Source organism: Paramagnetospirillum sp. (genome assembly GCF_058402745.1).
On sequence record NZ_JBZVFI010000015.1, the window covers coordinates 192,392 to 209,673 of the forward strand.

14 protein-coding genes are annotated in these 17,282 nt (G+C 69.2%); 9 read left to right on the forward strand and 5 right to left on the reverse strand.

Annotated elements, in window-relative coordinates:
* The first annotated feature begins 27 nt into the window (after window positions 1-27).
* On the forward strand, window positions 28-2,214 hold the full coding sequence (locus ACV4UZ_RS12885) for a tetratricopeptide repeat protein (protein WP_491601219.1): 2,187 nt from the start codon (window positions 28-30) through the stop codon (window positions 2,212-2,214).
* Here ACV4UZ_RS12885 and ACV4UZ_RS12890 read toward each other — a convergent pair.
* The 4 genes from ACV4UZ_RS12890 to ACV4UZ_RS12905 are packed head-to-tail and all read right to left on the reverse strand — an operon-like array spanning window position 2,211 to window position 5,761.
* Window positions 2,211-2,990 carry an SDR family oxidoreductase gene (locus tag ACV4UZ_RS12890; protein WP_491601220.1) on the reverse strand — a complete coding sequence of 260 codons (780 nt, stop codon included), beginning with the start codon at window positions 2,988-2,990 and terminating at the stop codon, window positions 2,211-2,213. The genes ACV4UZ_RS12885 and ACV4UZ_RS12890 overlap by 4 nt on opposite strands.
* Window positions 2,965-3,660: an HdaA/DnaA family protein gene (locus ACV4UZ_RS12895; RefSeq protein ID WP_491601221.1), complete on the reverse strand. Its 696-nt coding sequence runs from the start codon at window positions 3,658-3,660 to the stop codon at window positions 2,965-2,967. Before ACV4UZ_RS12895 ends, ACV4UZ_RS12890 begins: the two co-directional genes overlap by 26 nt.
* Window positions 3,657-4,733 (reverse strand): AI-2E family transporter, encoded by a 1,077-nt coding sequence (locus ACV4UZ_RS12900; RefSeq protein ID WP_491601334.1) that lies wholly within the window; start codon window positions 4,731-4,733, stop codon window positions 3,657-3,659. Before ACV4UZ_RS12900 ends, ACV4UZ_RS12895 begins: the two co-directional genes overlap by 4 nt.
* 2 nt (window positions 4,734-4,735) lie before the next feature.
* The gene (locus tag ACV4UZ_RS12905; protein ID WP_491601222.1) at window positions 4,736-5,761 is read right to left on the reverse strand and encodes a DUF2066 domain-containing protein; all 1,026 of its coding nucleotides are present in this window, start codon (window positions 5,759-5,761) and stop codon (window positions 4,736-4,738) included.
* Window positions 5,762-5,872: 111 nt separating this feature from the next.
* On the opposite strand from ACV4UZ_RS12905, the gene purM reads away from it, so the two are divergent.
* The 5 genes from purM (at window position 5,873) to ACV4UZ_RS12930 (ending at window position 11,409) form a co-directional block, all read left to right on the forward strand.
* The gene (gene purM / locus ACV4UZ_RS12910; RefSeq protein WP_491601223.1) at window positions 5,873-6,967 is read left to right on the forward strand and encodes a phosphoribosylformylglycinamidine cyclo-ligase; all 1,095 of its coding nucleotides are present in this window, start codon (window positions 5,873-5,875) and stop codon (window positions 6,965-6,967) included.
* 101 nt (window positions 6,968-7,068) lie between these two features.
* Window positions 7,069-7,689, forward strand: coding sequence for a phosphoribosylglycinamide formyltransferase (gene purN / locus ACV4UZ_RS12915; RefSeq protein WP_491601224.1), 621 nt, complete (start codon window positions 7,069-7,071; stop codon window positions 7,687-7,689).
* A gap of 125 nt (window positions 7,690-7,814) precedes the next feature.
* A complete protein-coding gene (locus ACV4UZ_RS12920; protein WP_491601225.1) occupies window positions 7,815-8,792 on the forward strand; it encodes a glycosyltransferase family 9 protein in 978 nt (325 codons plus the stop codon).
* Window positions 8,793-8,847: 55 nt separating this feature from the next.
* Window positions 8,848-9,372, forward strand: a complete 525-nt coding sequence (locus ACV4UZ_RS12925) for an adenine phosphoribosyltransferase (protein WP_491601226.1) — start codon at window positions 8,848-8,850, stop codon at window positions 9,370-9,372.
* 9 nt (window positions 9,373-9,381) lie between these two features.
* Window positions 9,382-11,409, forward strand: coding sequence for a sensor histidine kinase (locus ACV4UZ_RS12930; protein WP_491601227.1), 2,028 nt, complete (start codon window positions 9,382-9,384; stop codon window positions 11,407-11,409).
* On the opposite strand, the gene ACV4UZ_RS12935 is transcribed toward ACV4UZ_RS12930, so the two are convergent.
* Window positions 11,406-11,816 carry a CoA-binding protein gene (locus tag ACV4UZ_RS12935; RefSeq protein WP_491601228.1) on the reverse strand — a complete coding sequence of 137 codons (411 nt, stop codon included), beginning with the start codon at window positions 11,814-11,816 and terminating at the stop codon, window positions 11,406-11,408. The two genes, ACV4UZ_RS12930 and ACV4UZ_RS12935, sit on opposite strands and share 4 nt — an antisense overlap.
* A gap of 96 nt (window positions 11,817-11,912) precedes the next feature.
* On the opposite strand from ACV4UZ_RS12935, the gene ACV4UZ_RS12940 reads away from it, so the two are divergent.
* From ACV4UZ_RS12940 to ACV4UZ_RS12950, 3 genes are read left to right on the forward strand one after another with little or no spacing between them, the layout of a single operon-like run.
* Window positions 11,913-14,075 carry an alpha/beta fold hydrolase gene (locus tag ACV4UZ_RS12940; protein ID WP_491601229.1) on the forward strand — a complete coding sequence of 721 codons (2,163 nt, stop codon included), beginning with the start codon at window positions 11,913-11,915 and terminating at the stop codon, window positions 14,073-14,075.
* A 49-nt stretch (window positions 14,076-14,124) separates the two neighbouring features.
* Window positions 14,125-15,357, forward strand: a complete 1,233-nt coding sequence (locus ACV4UZ_RS12945) for an ATP-grasp domain-containing protein (protein ID WP_491601230.1) — start codon at window positions 14,125-14,127, stop codon at window positions 15,355-15,357.
* Between the two features lie 2 nt (window positions 15,358-15,359).
* Window positions 15,360-16,919 (forward strand): hypothetical protein, encoded by a 1,560-nt coding sequence (locus tag ACV4UZ_RS12950; RefSeq protein ID WP_491601231.1) that lies wholly within the window; start codon window positions 15,360-15,362, stop codon window positions 16,917-16,919.
* Window positions 16,920-17,282: the final 363 nt, after the last annotated feature.

The following is a 17,282-nucleotide window of genomic DNA, read 5'->3' on the forward strand; positions in this document are numbered from 1 at the left end:
TTTTCCCGGCAGCAGGGCTTCCGTTCCATGTCCGCAGACCTTCAGTTGATCTTCCGCCAGGGCATGGGCGCCCTGCAGCAGGGCCGCTGGGACGAGGCGGCCCGCCAGTTCCGGACCCTTTGCGCCCGGACTCCCAACGCCCCCGAGCCCCAATACTATCTCGGCATCGCCCTGCTGTCGGGCGGCAAGCCGGCGGAGGCCGCCGAGGTGCTGAACCGTCTGGTCCGCAAGCACGGCGACAATCCCATGGCGCTGAACGCCCTGGGCTCGGCCCAGGCGGCCAGCGGCCACAAGGGCCATGCGGAAAAGGCGTTCCGGCGCGCCCTGGCCCTGGCCCCCGGCCTCGGCGACGCCACCGACAACCTGGCACGGCTGCTGCTCGAGACCGGCCGCGCCGCCGAGGCGCTCCCCCTCCTCCAGGACCTTCTGGCGCGCGAACCCGGGCGGGTGCCGAGCCGCCACCTGCTCGGCCGGGCGCTCCGGGACACCGGCGACGCGGAAGGCGCCATGAACGCGTTCAAGGCGGTGTTGGTGGCCCAACCCAATTTCGCCGCCGCCATCAACGATCTCGGCCTGCTGCATTACGCCTGCGGCCAGGGCCAGGAGGCGCTGGACTGCTTCGAGCGCCTGCTCGCCCTCAACCCCGCCGACCCCGTCGCCGCCAACAACCGGGCCATCGCCCTGCGCGTCCTCGACCGGCTCGACGAAGCGGAACGGCAATACCGCGACCTCCTCAAGCGCTTCCCCGGCGCCGCCGAAGTCAATCTCAACCTCGGCAAGCTCCTGGCCCGTCAGGGGCGCACGCTCGAAGCCACCACCTTCCTGGAAAAGGGAGACAGCATCGAGGCGCGCTGGTGGAATGCCCTGATCCTGCCGAATCAGTACGAGAGTGAAGAGCAGGTCATCCGATGGCGCCAGCGCTTCACCGAGAAGTTGCAGGCGGTCGCCGATGAAATCCACGCCCTGCCGGCCGCCGAGTTGCCGGCCCACGCGGGAATCCTGGAGCTGGACACTTTCTATCTGGCCTACCAGGCCGAGAACGACCGCGATCTCATGGCCTTGCTGCGCGGCGCCCAGACCAAGGTGGCCCAGGCCTTCCACGGCTTCTCCACCCCGGTCCCGCCCCGCCCGGCCCGGCCGAGAATCCGTGTCGGTTTCGTCTCGCACAGCTATTCCTTCCATGTGGTGTGGCGACTGACGGCCTCTTGGATCACCGGCCTCAACCGGGACGAGTTCGAAGTCTTCGCCTTCCATACCGGCGCGACCTGGGACCAGGCGACGACGATGCTTTCAACCCAGGTCGAGCATTTCGTGGATGCCCACGCTCCTTCCCCCGAAATCATCCGAATGATTACCGAAGCGGAACTGGACGTGCTGATCTATCCCGATATCGGGCTGAATCCCGTCATCGACCGGCTGGCCATGCTTCGGCTGGCGCCGGTCCAGTGCGCTTCCACCGCGCATCCGGTCACCACCGGCATGCCGAGCATGGACTACTTCCTGAGCGGCGAACTGACGGAACCCGATGGTGCGGAGGATCATTACACGGAAAAGCTTGTTCGCCTGCCCCTGACCGGCTTCAGCATGGACGCCCCCAAGACCGACGAGGCCATTCCCCCGGAGCCCGAGCCGGATCGCAAGGGACCGCGCCTGTTCTGCGCCCAAAGCCTCTACAAGATGCTGCCCCGCCGAGACCATCTCTTCCCACGGATCGTCAAGGCGGTGGGGCCTTGCACCATCGACTTCATCGACAAGTTCGGCATCTTCACGGACGTTTTCCGCAAGCGGATGGAGCGGTCTTTCGCCGAATACGGCCTGGATTCCAGCCAGCACATCCGCATCCTGCCATCGGTCAATTCGGCGCAGTTCCTTGGCCTGATGAAGAGCGCCGATCTGTCGCTGGACAGCATGGACTGGTCGGGCGGCTATACGACCTTCGAAGCCGTGGCCTGCGGCACACCGGTGGTGGCCGGGGTGGGGAAACTCCTGCGCGGCAATGTCTCGGCCGGCATCCTGCGCAGCGGCGGCCTGGATGAACTCGTCGCCGGGGACGACGACACCTATGTGAACCTCGCGGCCCGTCTGGCGACCGACCCCGCCTATCGGAAGGAAATCTCCGAAAGGATGATCGCCAGCCACCATCTGGTTTTCAACGCCCCCGGCCCGATTCAAGGCCTGGCCGAATTCCTGAAATCGGCGGTGCGCCGTTCCTAAAGCGTCCCCGGAAAGGCGCCGCCGTCGATCAGCAGGTTCTGGCCGGTGATGTAGCCGGCCCGGGCCGAGCACAGGAAGGCGCAGGCGTCGCCGAACTCGGCCGGATCGCCGAAGCGCCCGGAGGGATTGGCCTGGCGCCGCTCGTCCAGCAGTTGGTCCACGGAAAGGCCGCGCTTGGCCGCCTGCCCCTCCATGGTGACCCGCAGGCGGTCGGTGTCGAAGGGGCCGGGCAGCAGGTTGTTGATGGTGACGTTGTGGCGCACGGTCTGGCGCGCCAGACCGGCGACGAAGCCGGTCAGCCCCGCCCTCGCCCCGTTGGACAGGCCCAGGATGTCGATGGGCGCCTTCACCGCCGCCGAGGTGATGTTGACGATGCGGCCGAACTTCCGCGCGATCATGGCATCCACCGTCGCCTTGATCAGCTCGATGGGGGTCAGCATGTTGGCGTCCAGCGCCTTGATCCACTGGGCGCGGTCCCAGTCGCGGAAATCGCCCGGCGGCGGACCGCCGGCATTGGTCACCAGGATGTCGGGATCGGGCAGGATGGACAGCAGCACGGCCCGCCCCTCGGGCGTGGTGACGTCCACCGGCACCGTCTTGACGGCCGCCCCGGTCCGGGCGCGGATCTCCTTGGCGGCCTGCTCCAGCACGTCGGGGCGGCGCGCCGCCATCACCACGTTCGCGCCCTCGCGGGCCAGGGATTCGGCGCAGGCGCGGCCCAGGCCACGCGATGCGCCGCAGACGATGGCGCTACGGCCCTTCAGTCCCAGATCCATGATCCTCACCCTCCAGAATGCGCCGGGCCAGCGGCACGGTGACGGCGCGCCGTCCGGCCAGGGCGGCGCGGTCCAGGCGCTCCACCACGCGGGCGCAGGCGGCGAAGCTGCGCTCCATGCGGCCCACCAGGAAGTGAACCACATCCTCGCCGATGCGCAACTGGCGATCATCGAACAGCTTGACCAGCAGGGCGGCGAGCAGGGAATCGTCGGGCGCCCCGATGGCCGCCACCGGCATGGCCAGCAGACGCGAGCGCAGGTCGGGCAGCCCCACCCCCCAGGCGGCGGGGGGAGTGCGGGCGGTGAGCAGCAGACGGCGGCCCAGCTCGCGGCCCTGGTTGATCAGGTGGAACAGCGCCACCTCGTCCCGGAGACACCGGTCGCAATCCTCCACCGCCAGCACCGGCACCGAGTCCAGCAGGGGACGCGTCGCCTCGGCCGTCAGATCGGCGGCCGAAACCAGCCTGCCGCCACCGTCATGGGCGAAGAGATGGGCCAGATGGGTCTTGCCGCTGCCGGGCGGCCCGGCCAGAATGCCGGCGGGGCCGGGCCAGCACCCGGGGGAGGTCACCCAGGCATGGGCCTCGGCGTTGCAGGAGGCCACCAGGAAGTCCTCGGCGGCCAGCGAGGGCACATGCCCGAACGCCAGGGGAAGCTGGGCGTCGCTCATGACTTGCTGTAATCGTCCTCGACGCCGTCATAGAGCGAACTACGCATGTAGTTCTGCAGGGCGAAGCGGACCAGCACGCCGATCACCGAGGCGGCGGGCACCGCCAGCAGGATGCCGACGAAGCCGAACAGGGCGCCGCCGGCCAGCAGCGAGAAGATGATCCACACCGGATGCAGCCCCACCCGGTCGCCCACCAGCTTGGGGGTCAGGAAGTTGCCTTCCAGGACGTTGCCGATCAGGAACACCACGCCGACCCCGGCCAGCAGGTGCCACTCGCCCCCCTGGGCCAGGGCGAGGCCGACGCTGGCGATCAGGCCGATCAGCATGCCCACATAGGGAACGAAGGCTCCCAGCCCGGTGCCCAGCCCGATCATCAGCCCGAGGTCGAGGCCGGTGAGCGTCAGCCCGACGCCGTAGAATACCGCCAAAATCATGCACACCATGGCCTGGCCGCGCACGAAGCCGGCGATGGTGCGGTCGATCTCGCGCAGTTCGTGGCGGATGGTCTCGGCGTGGTGACGGGGCAGCCAATGATCGACCTTGGCGATCATGTGATCCCAGTCGCGCAGCAGGTAGAAGGTCACCACCGGGGTGATGAACAGCAGCGACAGGATGCTCATGGCGGCGATGCCGCCCGACAGCACGCCCTTCACCACGCCCAGGCCCCATTCCACCGCCGTGCCGGCATAGGCCCCGGCCGAGGCGCGCAGCTTGTCCAGATCCTCGGGCGACAGGTGGAGATAGACCTCCTCCAGCAGCGGCATGGCGCGATGATGCAGGGCCTGGGCATAGGTGGGAACCTTCTGGACGAAGGTGACCACCTGGCTCTGGATCACCGGGGCCAGCAGGGTGAGGCCCATTCCCATCAGCCCGAAGAACACCAGGCAGATGATCGCCGTGGCCAGGGTGCGCGACAGCCCGGCCCGCTCCATGCGGTCGGCCAGGGGATCGAGGAAATAGGCCACCGCCATGCCGGCCACGAAGGGCAGCATCACGCCCCGCAGCATGTAGAGCAGCACCAGGAAGGCGGCGCCGCCCACCAGCCAGAAACGCAGCCGCTGACCCGAACTCATGCTCATGGCACCCCCCTGAGCCGCATCACCCAGAAGCCGTCGTTCCAATCGAGAAGCAGCCCGGCGGCGGCCAGGGTGGACTTCACCTGTTCGGGCTCGCCCACCGTGTGCAGCGTCAGGGCCGCCTCCTCCCGCGACAGCGAGACGACTTCCCAGCGGCGCACCAGGGTGACCCGGCCCAGCCTTTCGCGCACCGCCAGCCAGTCCTCCAGCCCCCTGAGCGGCGCCATCACCGCCATGGACGCCGCCCGGTCGAAGGACAGCAGATTCGATTGCTTGTAGGCGCTGTCCAGAATCTGGGCGGCTTCGGCGGCGGCATGGCGCAGCGCCGCCTCCAGACCGGACTCGCCGATGGGGTAGGATCGGGTGTCGAAGGGCTTGGCCACCCCGGGCATGCCGGTGGCGGTCACCTCGACGGCATTGGTGGCGCCGTTGACCATGGCGGTCATCACCAGCACGTCGGGCGTGCGGAAACGGGCGCCGAGACCGCCCAACGCCTCGGAATCGCCGGCCAGCGCCTTCTCCACCGGAACCGACTGGACGTCGGTGATGTCGCCGGTGGGCACCGCCAGCGGCACCAGCCCGCCGCTGCCTTGGGCCAGCCATGCCGCCCGCCACGGATTGGGATCGTCCCACAGCAGGGCGCGGCCGGCGCCGATGGGGCGGAACACCGGCACGATCACCACCGGACGGGGGCGCGGCTCGGCGTACTTGATGCCGGACTCGCGCAGCAGCTTCTTCACCGCCTGCGGATTGTAGCGGACCGTGAGCGAGGCGATGTAGCGCACCGCCGAGGACCGCTCGTGCTCGATGGCCACGTCGCGCACGTATTGCAGCGCGTCGGCATGGGGCAGGCGGCCGTGGTCGGCGGGCATGGTCAGGCGTTCGAGCAGGCGCCTGAAGCCCACCTTCTCGGCCTCGGCGATGGCCTGTTCCTTGGCCGCCGCCACGGCCTGAGCGGTGACGTCCACCTCGATGCCGCGCACGGCGAAGGCGTCCGCGGCCCGGGCCGCGCCGGGAACCGTCATCAGAACAGCAAGGACCAGCCAGACGAGCCGGAGACCGCGAGAAGACATTGCAAACCGTCCGGGATGAAGTATTTTGGCCCACTCGATTTTCGCCGAGACCATACCACACCCATGCCCACGAGGAAGCCCATTCCCGCGCAAGACAAAAGCACCGGTCTGACCTACCGCGACGCGGGCGTCGACATCGACGCCGGTGAAGCCCTGGTCGAGGCCATCAAGCCGCTCGCCAAGTCCACCGCCCGCTCGGGGGGCGCCGCCGGCCTCGGCGGCTTCGGCGCGCTGTTCGACCTCAAGGCCGCCGGGTTCAAGGACCCGATCCTGGTGTCGTCCACCGACGGCGTCGGCACCAAGCTGCGCGTCGCCATCGAGGCGGGCAAGCACGACACCGTGGGCATCGACCTGGTGGCCATGTGCGTCAACGACCTGGTGGTCCAGGGCGCCGAGCCGCTGTTCTTCCTCGACTATTTCGCCACCGGCAAGCTGGACGTCAAGGCGGGCACCGCCATCGTGTCGGGCATCGCCGAGGGCTGCCGTCAGGCCGGCTGCGCCCTGGTGGGCGGCGAGACGGCCGAGATGCCCGGCATGTATTCCGACGGCGATTACGATCTGGCCGGCTTCTCGGTTGGCGCCGCCGAGCGCGACGCCCTGCTGCCCAGGGAAGACGTGGCCGAGGGCGACGTGCTGCTGGGCCTCGCCTCGTCGGGCGTGCATTCCAACGGCTATTCCCTGGTGCGCCGCATCGTCGAGCGGGGCGGCCTGTCCTATGACGGCGACGCCCCCTTCGCCCCGGGCCGCAAGCTGGGCGAGGCCCTGCTGGAACCCACCCGCATCTACGTCAAGAGCACCCTGGCCGCCATCAGGGCCGGCACCGTCAAGGCCATGGCCCACATCACCGGCGGCGGCCTGATCGAGAACGTGCCGCGCGTCCTGCCCGAAACCGTGGTCGCCGAGATCGACGGCTCCGCCTGGGCCCTGCCGCCCGTGTTCAAGTGGCTGGCCAAGGAAGGGGGCGTGGTCGCCCATGAAATGGCCCGCACCTTCAATTGCGGCATCGGCATGGTGGTGGTGGTCTCCGCCGCCAAGGCCGATGAGGCCGCCCGTATTCTGGGCGAGCACGGTGAGACCGTGGTGCGCATCGGTCGCATCCGTGCCCGCAAGGGTGACGAGGCCCAGTCCCAGGTGCTGAACCAGGGCGATTGGATCTAGCGCCCGCTTGTCATCCCGAGGCGAAGCCGAGGGATCTTTCACGCGCCATAGCCTGAAAGATCCTTCGCGACGCTCAGGATGACGGTCAAGGATCGAGGATGATGAGCATCAAGAAGAAGAAGGTCGGCGTCCTGGTCTCGGGCCGGGGCAGCAATCTCCAGGCCCTGCTCGACGCCTGCGCCGATCCCTCCTTCCCGGCCGAGATCGGTCTGGTGATCTCCAACGTGCCCGGCGTCTACGCCCTGGAGCGCGCCGAAAAGGCCGGAGTGCCGACGCTGACCATCCCGCACAAGGGATTCCCGAGCCGCGAGGCCTTCGATGCCGAGATGGACAAGGCACTTAGGGCCGCCGGCATCGAGATCGTCTGCCTGGCCGGCTTCATGCGCCTGCTGTCGACGCCCTTCGCCGAAGGCTGGCGCGGCAGGATGATCAACATCCACCCCGCCTTGCTGCCCTCGTTCAAGGGCCTGCACACCCACCGCCGCGCCATCGAGGCGGGGGTCAAGCTGCACGGCTGCACCGTCCATCTGGTGACGCCGGAACTGGACGACGGCCCCATCCTGGTGCAGAAGGCGGTTCCCGTTCTGGCCCAAGACGACGAGGATACGCTGGCCGCCCGCGTGCTGGAGCAGGAGCACAAGGCCTATCCCGAGGCGCTCCGCCTGCTGGCCGAGGGCCGCGTCACCGTCGAAGGCAACCGTGCCCTCATCCGCGATGCCTGACCTTTTTTGTCATTCCGACAACCATCGGGAGGAGGAATCTCCGCCTGCTCCGGCGGGTCCAACCCGGCAAGGGCAGTCCAGGCGGAGATCCCTCGCTTGCGCTCGGGATGACATGGGAGGGGAACATGCCAGCCTCTCCGTGTAACACCATCTTGGTCTATGTCGGCCTGGACGCCGTCGGCGACGGGCTGATCAAGCTGCCGTTCCTCCGCGCCCTGCGCGCCGCCTTCCCCCATGCCCGCGTCACCTGGATGTCGGGCAAGGGGCCGACGGTGTTCGAGGACCTCCTGGCCCCCCTGGTCACCGGCCTGATCGACGAGATCCTGCCCTTCACCCGCATCGGCGAGCGCCCCATGGAGCTGGTGGGCCGCCGCCCCCTGCCCGACCGGTCGTTCGACCTGATCATCGATACCCAGCGGCGCGGCCTGACCACCCTGATCCTCAGGCGCATCCGCCATGGCCGCTTCATCTCGGCCAGTGCCGGCTTCCTGGTCTCGGACGGCAAGCCGGCCGACACCGCCCGGCCCGCCTCCATGATCCGTCAGTTGATGCAGCTGGTCGAGGCGGCGGCGGGCCATCCGGTCCAGGCCGATTTCCCCCTGCCCCGCGACCCCGCCATCGAGGCCGAGGCCGATCGCCTGCTGCCCCCCGGCCCGCGCTACGTGGGGCTGGCCCCCGGTGCGGGCGGACGCTGGAAGTGCTGGCCGCTGGAGCGCTACATCGCCCTTGCCGGCCGATTGCGGGACGCGGTCCCGGTGTTCCTGCTGGGCCCCGCCGAGGCCGAGGATTGGGCCGCCACCATCCGGGCCGCCCTGCCCCAGGCCTTGCTGCCGCTGCAGGACACGCCGAAGCTCACCCCCATGCTCACCATCGCGCTGGGCCGCCGGCTGGCGGCGGCGGTGGCCAACGACAGCGGCACCGGCCACATGCTGGGTGCCGCCGACATTCCGCTGGTCTCGCTGTTCGGCCCCACGGCCGCCGACAAGTTCGCACCCCACACCCGCCGGGCGGCCGTCCTGCGCGCCCAGGATTTCGGCGGCGAGGCCATGGAGGCCATTCCGCTGGAAGCGGTGGAAAAGACCCTTCTGCCGTTGTTACTTTGACCCGGATCAAGGCTGGGTCTACCATAATCCCGCAACCGCAACACCGAGTGCCGTCATGAACATCAAGGATCATATCAGGGGCGTTCCCGACTTCCCCAAGCCGGGCATCCTGTTCTACGACATCTCCACCCTGCTGGCCCATCCCGACGCCTGGCAGGTGGCCATGGGCCGCCTGGCCCGCGACATCATCAAGTTCCAGCCCGACGTGCTGGCCGGCATCGAGTCGCGCGGCTTCCTGGTGGCGGCCCCGCTGGCGCTGAAGCTGGGCTGCGGCTTCGTCATGCTGCGCAAGAAGGGCAAGCTGCCGGGCAAGACCATCCGTCACGACTACGCGCTGGAATACGGCACCGACACCATCGAGATTCAGGAAGACGCCATCGCCGAGGGGCAGCGGGTGGTGATCCTGGACGATCTGCTGGCCACCGGCGGCACCATGGCGGCCGGCGTCGAGCTGCTGCGCAAGATCGGCGCCCACGTCACCGGCGCGGCCTCGATCATCGACCTGGCCTTCCTGCCCGGCAAGCAGCGGCTCAAGGAACTGGACGTCCCCTTCACCTGCCTCGCCTCCTACGACGAATAGGAGGGGAGCATGCCGTTCGCGGGGGTCGAGGCGGCCTTGGCCGGCATGGCCGTGGGAGCGGCGGCGACGCTGTTCGTCCTCGGCCGTCGCCGTGCCCGCCCCCCGGCGGATGGGCAGGCGGCGCTGGATGCCCAGCGCCTGCTGGTCGAGGCGCTGGGCAACAGCCGGGACGGCGTCGCCCTTTTTGATTCGGCCAACCGCCTGATCACCTGCAACGAGCGGTATCGCCAGCTGCTGGCCCCCATCAGGGATCTGATCGTCCCCGGCGCCGGCTTCGGCGAGCTGATGGCCGAGCTGGCCCGGCGGGAGAACAAGGACGAGGGCTGGCTGGGCCGCAAGATGTCGGGTGGCGGCCTGACCGACGCCACCGCCAGCGAGGACAAGTTCCGCGACGGGCAGTGGATCAGCGTTACGGCATACGCGACCCAGGAAGGCGGCCAGTTGCGCATCCTGCGCGACATCACGCCCCGCAAGCAGGCGCAGATTTCCCTGGAAGGCACCGTGTCCTGGCTGAAGGGCGTGATGGACACCGTGGTGGACGGCATCGTCACCATCGACGAGACCGGCACGGTCTTGAGCTTCAATCCGGCGGCCGAGCGCCTGTTCGGCTGGCCGGCCGAGCAGGTGGTGGGGCGCAACGTCAACATGCTGATGCCCGATCCCCACCATGCCGCCCATGACGGCTATATCCGCGCCTATCTGAAGACCGGCATCCGCAAGATCGGCTCGGCGGGCCGCGAGGTGGAAGGGCTGCGCCGCGACGGCACCCGCTTTCCCATGGAACTGGCCATCGCCGAGATGCACCAGGGCGACATGCTGACCTTCATCGGCGTGATCCGCGACATCAGCGAGCGCAGAAAGAACGAACGCGCCCTGATCGACAGCCAGCGCCGCCTGCGCCAGCAGGCCGACCGGCTGCAGGCCATCATCGACAACATGCCCCAGGGCGTGGCGGTGTTCGCCGCCGACGACGCCCTGGTCGCCCTGAACGAATCGGCCATCCGCATGCTGGGCCTGCCCAAGGCCGAGATCACGCCCGGCACCATCGACATCTCGCTGTTCATGGCGCTGCTGGCCGCCAACGACACGCCCCCCGGCAAGCAGAGCGCCCAGCTGACCGCCGATCTGGCGGAAAGCATCCGCGAACGGCCGGAGATGGTGTTCGAGCATTTCGCTTCCAACGGCATCATCATGGAGGTGCGCTCCTCCTCCATGCCCGGCGGCGGGCTGATCCTCAGCTTCACCGACGTCACCTTCAGGAAGCGCACCGAGCAGACGCTGCGCGACGCCAAGGAGGAGGCAGAACGCGGGAACCGGGCCAAGAACACCTTCCTGGCCAATATCAGCCACGAGCTGCGTACGCCGCTCAATGCCATCATCGGCTTTTCCGAGATGATGAAGCACGAGATCTTCGGCCCCCTGGAGCCGGCCAGCTACCGCACCTACGTGGACGACATCCACGAAAGCGGCCAGCATCTGCTGGAACTGATCAACGACATCCTGGACATGTCCAAGGCCGAGGCCGGCATGACCGACCTGCTGGAGACGGCGGTGCACGTGCCGGACATGATCCGCGCCGCCATCCGGCTGCTGGGCCGCCGCGCCGACAATGCCGGCATCAACCTCGCCGAGGACCTTCCCCCCTCGCTGCCGCTGCTGCTGGCCGACGAACGGCGGCTGCGCCAGATCATCCTCAACCTGGGGTCCAACGCGGTGAAATTCACCGACGAGGGCGGCAAGGTCACCATCGGCGCCCGCGTCACCCCGGCCGGCTTCACCATCACCGTGACCGATTCCGGTATCGGCATGACGCCGGACGAGATGCAGCGGGTGATGGAGCCCTTCGTCCAGGCCGACACAAGGCTGTCGCGCAAGTACGAGGGCAGCGGCCTCGGCCTGCCGCTCACCAAGGCCCTGGTCGGCGCCCATGGCGGAACGCTCGACCTGGACAGCGAGCCGGGACGGGGCACCACGGTGACCGTCATCTTCCCGCCGTCGCGCATCGTCACCGACAACATGGCGGCCGCGGATATCTAGCCCCGCCGGCCCAGTTCCATCTTGGGGCAGCGGTCCATCACCACCGCCAGTCCCGCAGCCTCGGCGCGCCTGGCCGCGTCCTCGTTGATCACGTCCAACTGCATCCAGACCACCTTGGCGCCGATGGCGATGGCCTCGTCGGTGATGGGGCCGGCGGCCTCGGAATTGCGGAAGATGTCCACCATGTCCACCGGAAAGGGGATGGATTTCAGATCCGCATAGACCGTCTCGCCCAGGAATTCCTGCCCGTCCAGGCCGGGATTGACCGGCACGACGCGGTAGCCATGCTGCTGGAGACAGGCGGCGACGTAATGGCTGGGCCGCGACGGATTGTTGCTGAACCCCACCACGGCGATGGTCCGCACCGTCTTGAAGATATGGTCGATCAGGCTGTCGCTGGCACGCACGTCGCTTCTCCCGCTGGTTCCGGCCGGAAACTATAGCGGCCTTGCCGCCTTTCGCCAGCCTTCCTAAAGTGGCTCCCTGGCAGGAGGGAGAGGCGGATGGACATCACGGTGCAGGGCAGGCGCGTCTTTGCCGTCGCCTCGGGCATGGATTCCGACCCGGTGGTGGTGCTGGTGCATGGCGCCGGCGGCAGCCATCTCGCCTGGAACGGCATCGCCGAGGGACTGGCCGCCCGGGGCAGGCGCGTGCTGGCGCCCGACCTGCCCGGGCATGGGAATTCGGAGGGACCGGCCCTCGCCACCATCGCCGCCCTGGCCGACTGGCTGGCGGCGTTCCTGAGCGCCGCCGGGGTGGAGAGAGCCGTCCTGGCCGGCCATTCCATGGGGGCGCTGGCCACGCTGGATCTCGCCGCCCGCCATCCCGGCCGGGTGCGTTCCCTGTTGCTGCTGGGTGCCGCAGCATCCATGCCGGTCAACCCGGCCCTGCTGGACATGGCCCGCGACGATCCGCCGGCGGCCGGCGCCCTGATCGCCAAATGGGGCTACCCCAAGGAGCCCCCCGCCTCGCCGGTGCTGATCACCGAGACCGCCGCCCTGCTGGCCGAAGCCGCGCCCGGCGTGCTGCATGCCGACCTCGCCGCCTGCGACGCCTATGAGGGGGGAGACGAGGCCGCCGCGAAAGTCGACTGCCCCGCCGTGGTGATCATCGGCGGCCAGGACCGCATGGCCCCGCCGGATATGGGGCACGCCCTGGCGGCGCGCCTGCCCCGGGGCCGGTCGGTGGTGCTGGGGCGGGCCGGACATCTGATGATGGCCGGGCATCCCGATTCCACCCTGGCGGCCATGGAAGACGCCCTCGATCCCGGCCTCGACCCCGCCGATTGGGAGAACTTGCGCGCCCAGGCCCACCGCATGCTGGACGAGAGCCTGGACTTCATCCGGGACGTGCGCCGGCGTCCGGTGTGGCGCCCCATGCCCGTCGAGGTGCGGGCCGCCTTCGACGCCCCGCCGCCCAAGGCCGGCCAGGACCTCGCCGCCATCGATTCCGAGTTCCGCGCCCTGGTCGAGCCCTTCGGCCCCGGCAACGTCCATCCCGGCTTCATGGGCTGGGTCCACGGCGCCGGCACGGTGGAAGGCATGCTGGCCGAGATGCTGGCCGGCGGGCTGAACGCCAATCTGGGTGGCCGCGACCATGCCCCCATGGAGGTGGAACGCCAGATCCTGCGCTGGATGCGTCATCTTTTCGGCTATCCCGAAGGCGCCAGCGGCCTGTTCGTCACCGGAACCTCCATGGCCAATTTCCTCGCCCTGCTGGTGGCGCGGACCAAGGCGCTGGGCATCGGCATCCGCCGGACCGGGCTGTCGGGCGCCGAAGGGCTCACCGCCTACGCCTCGCGGGCGGCCCACGGCTCCATTCCCCAGACCTTCGAGATGAGCGGAATGGGGGCCCAATCCCTGCGCCTGCTGCCCACCGATGCCGCCCACCGCCTCGACCTGGTCGCGCTGCGCCAGGCGGTGGCGGCCGACCGGGCCGCCGGGCGGCGGCCGTTCATGGTGGTCGGCAGCGCCGGAACGGTGGATGTGGGCGCCGTCGACGACCTGGACGCCCTGGCCGATTTCGCCGCCGGGGAGGACTTGTGGTTCCACGTGGACGGCGCCTTCGGGGCGCTGGGCATGATGTCGCCCGAGCTGGCCCCGCTGCTGGCCGGCATCGGGCGCTCGGATTCCCTGGCCTTCGACTTCCACAAATGGGGGCAGGTGCCCTACGATTCCGGCTACCTGCTGGTCAGGGACGGCGAGGCGCACCATGCGGCCTTCGCCTCGTCGGCCGCCTATTTGCGGCGCGAGACGCGGGGGCTGGCCGCCGGCTCGCCCTGGCCCTGCGATTTCGGCCCCGATTTGTCGCGGGGCTTCCGGGCGCTGAAGACCTGGGTGACGCTCAAGGCCCACGGCATGGACGCGCTGGGGGCCGCCATGGCCCGCTGCTGCCGGGTGGCCCGCCACCTCGCCGCCCGCGTCGAGGCCGAGCCCGCCCTGGAACTGCTGGCCCCGGTGGCGCTCGACATCGTCTGCTTCCACCGACCCGGCGCCGATTCGGCGGCCATCGTCGCCGCGTTGCAGGAGGCCGGCATCGCGGCGCCCTCCACCACCACCATCGACGGGACGCTGGCCATCCGCGCCGCCATCGTCAACCACCGCACCCGGGAAGACGACGTCGACCGCATGGTCGATGCGGTCCTGGCCGTGTCAGCGAAGCAATGATTAACCATTTCAGGCTAGTCTGGTACGTCCCATAGCCCAAGGAATCCCCGTGACCGCAGGACAGGACAGACCTTGGCCCCCCCGCTCCATGGGCATGGCCCGGCTGACCACCATGGCCTTCCATGGCGAGAACATGGTGCCGTCGGCCATCCAGCTGCTGAAGCAGAGCGAGGCCGACCCGACCGATTCCGCCGCCCTGCTCGATCTCGCCACCATTCATTTCCTGCTGGGGCATGAAGAGGCGGGCATGACCTACCAGGGCCGAGCCCTGGTCCAGGATCAGGTCTACCGCGAACGGACCGGCGCCGAGGGCGAGGACGGGATCAGGCTGCTGGCCTTCGCGGCGCCGGGCAACCTGATGTCCAACGTGCCCATCCAGTTCCTGCTGGAAGACTCGGACATCCGCCTCGACCTGCTGTTCGTGGTGCCGGGCGTCGACCTGCCGGAACGGGTGCCCGGCCACGACATGGCCATGGTCATCGTCGGCGAGTCCGAGGCCAACCGCGAAATTCTCGAGCGCATCGCCGCCTTCGCCGACCTGTGGCCCTGCCCGCCGGTGCTCAACGATCCGCGCAAGGTGCTGCAGCTGTCCCGCGACGGGGTCAGCACCCTGCTGGCCGGAGCGCCCGGCATCCGCATCCCCGCCACCACCCGCGCCGATCCGGAAGAGCTGGCGCGTCTCGGCCGGGGCGAGGTCGCCCTGTCCAACCTGCTGCCCGATGGCAGCTTCCCGGTGATCGCCCGGCCGGTGGATTCCCATGCGGGCAAGGGGCTGGCCAAGCTGGACGATCCCTCGACCATCGCGCTGTATCTGGCGGCCCATCCCGCCGAGGCCTATTACCTGTCCAGCTTCGTGGATTACCGGGGAGCGGACGGCCTGTTCCGCAAGTACCGCATCGCCCTGATCGACGGGAAGCCCTTCGTCTGCCACATGGCGGTGTCCAGCCACTGGATGATCCACTACCTCAACGCCGACATGCGTGAAAGCGCCGAAAAGCGCGCCGAGGAGGCCCGCGCCTTCGCCACCTTCGACGAGGACTTCGCCGCCCGCCACGCCGACGCCTTCGCCGCCATGGCCGAGCGCATCGGGCTGGACTACTTCGCCATGGACTGCGCCGAAACGCCGGACGGCGACCTGCTGGTGTTCGAGGCCGACACCGCCATGATCGTCCACGCCATGGACCCGCCCGACATCTTCCCCTACAAGGCCCCGCAGATGCGCCGCATCTTCAAGGCCTTCCAGGACATGCTGCGGCGGATCAAGCAGTCCAAGACGTCCTGATCATGGACCTGGACGGCCCCACCGACCTGTTGCTCACCACCGGCGGCGACGAGCGGCTGCGGGTCGATCCCGACAGCGGGCTGAACCGCTACGGCTGCTCGCCCAAGCCCCGGCCGTGGGCCATCACCTTCGCGTCCACCACCGCCACCTCGGTGTCGGACGGCGCCTTCGCCCATGTGGAGGGCCTGCGCCGCCGTCTGGCCGATGCCGCCCGGGTCGGACGCCTGGACCAGGAATACGCCGCCGCCATGGAGGAGGTGCGGAGCGAGGTTCCCCGTCAGTGCGGCGCCGTGGCGGGCACCGAGGCCATCCTGACCCCATCGGGCACCGACGCCGAGTTCTACGCCCTGCATCTGGCCCTGGCCGCCGACCCGAGGCCGCTGACCAGCATCGTGATCGCCCCCAGGGAGACGGCCAGCAACGTGCTGCAGGCGGCCTCGGGCCGCCATTACAACGCCACCACCGCCATGGGCCACCACGTCGCCGTGGACGCTCCCGTGGACGCGGCCACCGCCGCCCGGGTGGAGCTGGCCATCCTGCAGGTGCGCGACGATGCCGGCTCGCCCCTGGCCGTGGCCGAGATCAACCGGGCGGCCCAAGCCCTGGTGGAGCGCGAGGTGGCGCGGGGCCGCCGGGTGCTGCTCCACCTGCTCGACACCTCCAAGACCGGACTGGTGGCCCCGGGTGCCGATTTCACCATCGATCTGGCGCGGCGCTTCGCCGGTTCCCTGGACGTGGTGGTGGACGCCTCGCAGCTGCGTCTGTCCCGGGAAAGCGTCGCCCATTACCTGGGCCAAGGCTTCATGGTCATCGTCACCGGTTCGAAATTCTTCACCGGCCCGCCCTTCGCCGGCGCGCTGCTGGTGCCGCCCGCCATCGGCGGACGGGTGCTGCTGGGCCAGGCCGCCCTGCCCGAGGGCTACAACGCCTATACCGAGCGCCATTGCTGGCCCGATGCCTGGGAGACCTGGTGCCGGCCCATGGGGGGCGACGCCAATATCGGCCTGTTGATGCGCTGGTGGGCGGCGCTGTGGGAGATGGCCGCCTTCCACGCCGTGCCGCCGCCCGAGGCGCGCCGCATCCTGGAACGCTTCCTGGCCTCCATCCGCGCCGCCATCGGGGCCGCGCCCCGCTTGCGGCTGCTGCCCTGCCCCGCCCCCGAACGGGACGCGCCGGAAAGCTGGGACGGGCTGGCCACCATCCTCACCTTCACCGCCACGCCGCCCAAGGCCAAGGCCCCGCTGGGCATGGAGGATCTGCGCCGGCTCCACGTCTGGCTCAACCGCGACGTCTCCGCCCTGCTGCCGGCGAAGGCGCGGGAGCGGGACCGCCGCCTCGCCGCCCTGGCCTGCCATATCGGCCAGCCGGTGATGGTGGGCGCCTCCTTGAGCGGCCTGCGCCTCGCAGCCGGCGCCCGGCTGGTCTCCGGCGCCCGCCGGGCCATGCTGGCGGGACGCTCGGTGGAGGCCTTCCTCGACCTGGAAATCGCCGAGGCCAAGCTGGTGCTGGCCAAGCTGGACATGCTGCTGCGCCACTGGCGGCACCTCACATCATCTCCCTGAGACGTCATGCACGGCCTTGTGCCACGGGTGTCCGGTTCAATTCGGCCAGCACTGGTCTCTTGCCTTGCCCAGGCTTGGTTTGAGATGGCTCCACCGGAATGGGGATACGGAAAAGCCTCTTCAACCACCAAGACACCAAGGACACCAAGGACACCAAGAGGACAGAGCGGATCGCCCCGCCCAGCCTCACCGTCATGGCCGGGCATCGTCCCGGCCATGACGGTGGAGTTGAACCCAATCAGAGCCACATCGGCAAACTTTGCCGCCTTCAGAACCTCGCCGTGCAACATAAGCACAGCAATATCAATATAATATAGAATGGCACGGCCATTGCTTGAGCATTGTGCAAGGATTCACCTCGCA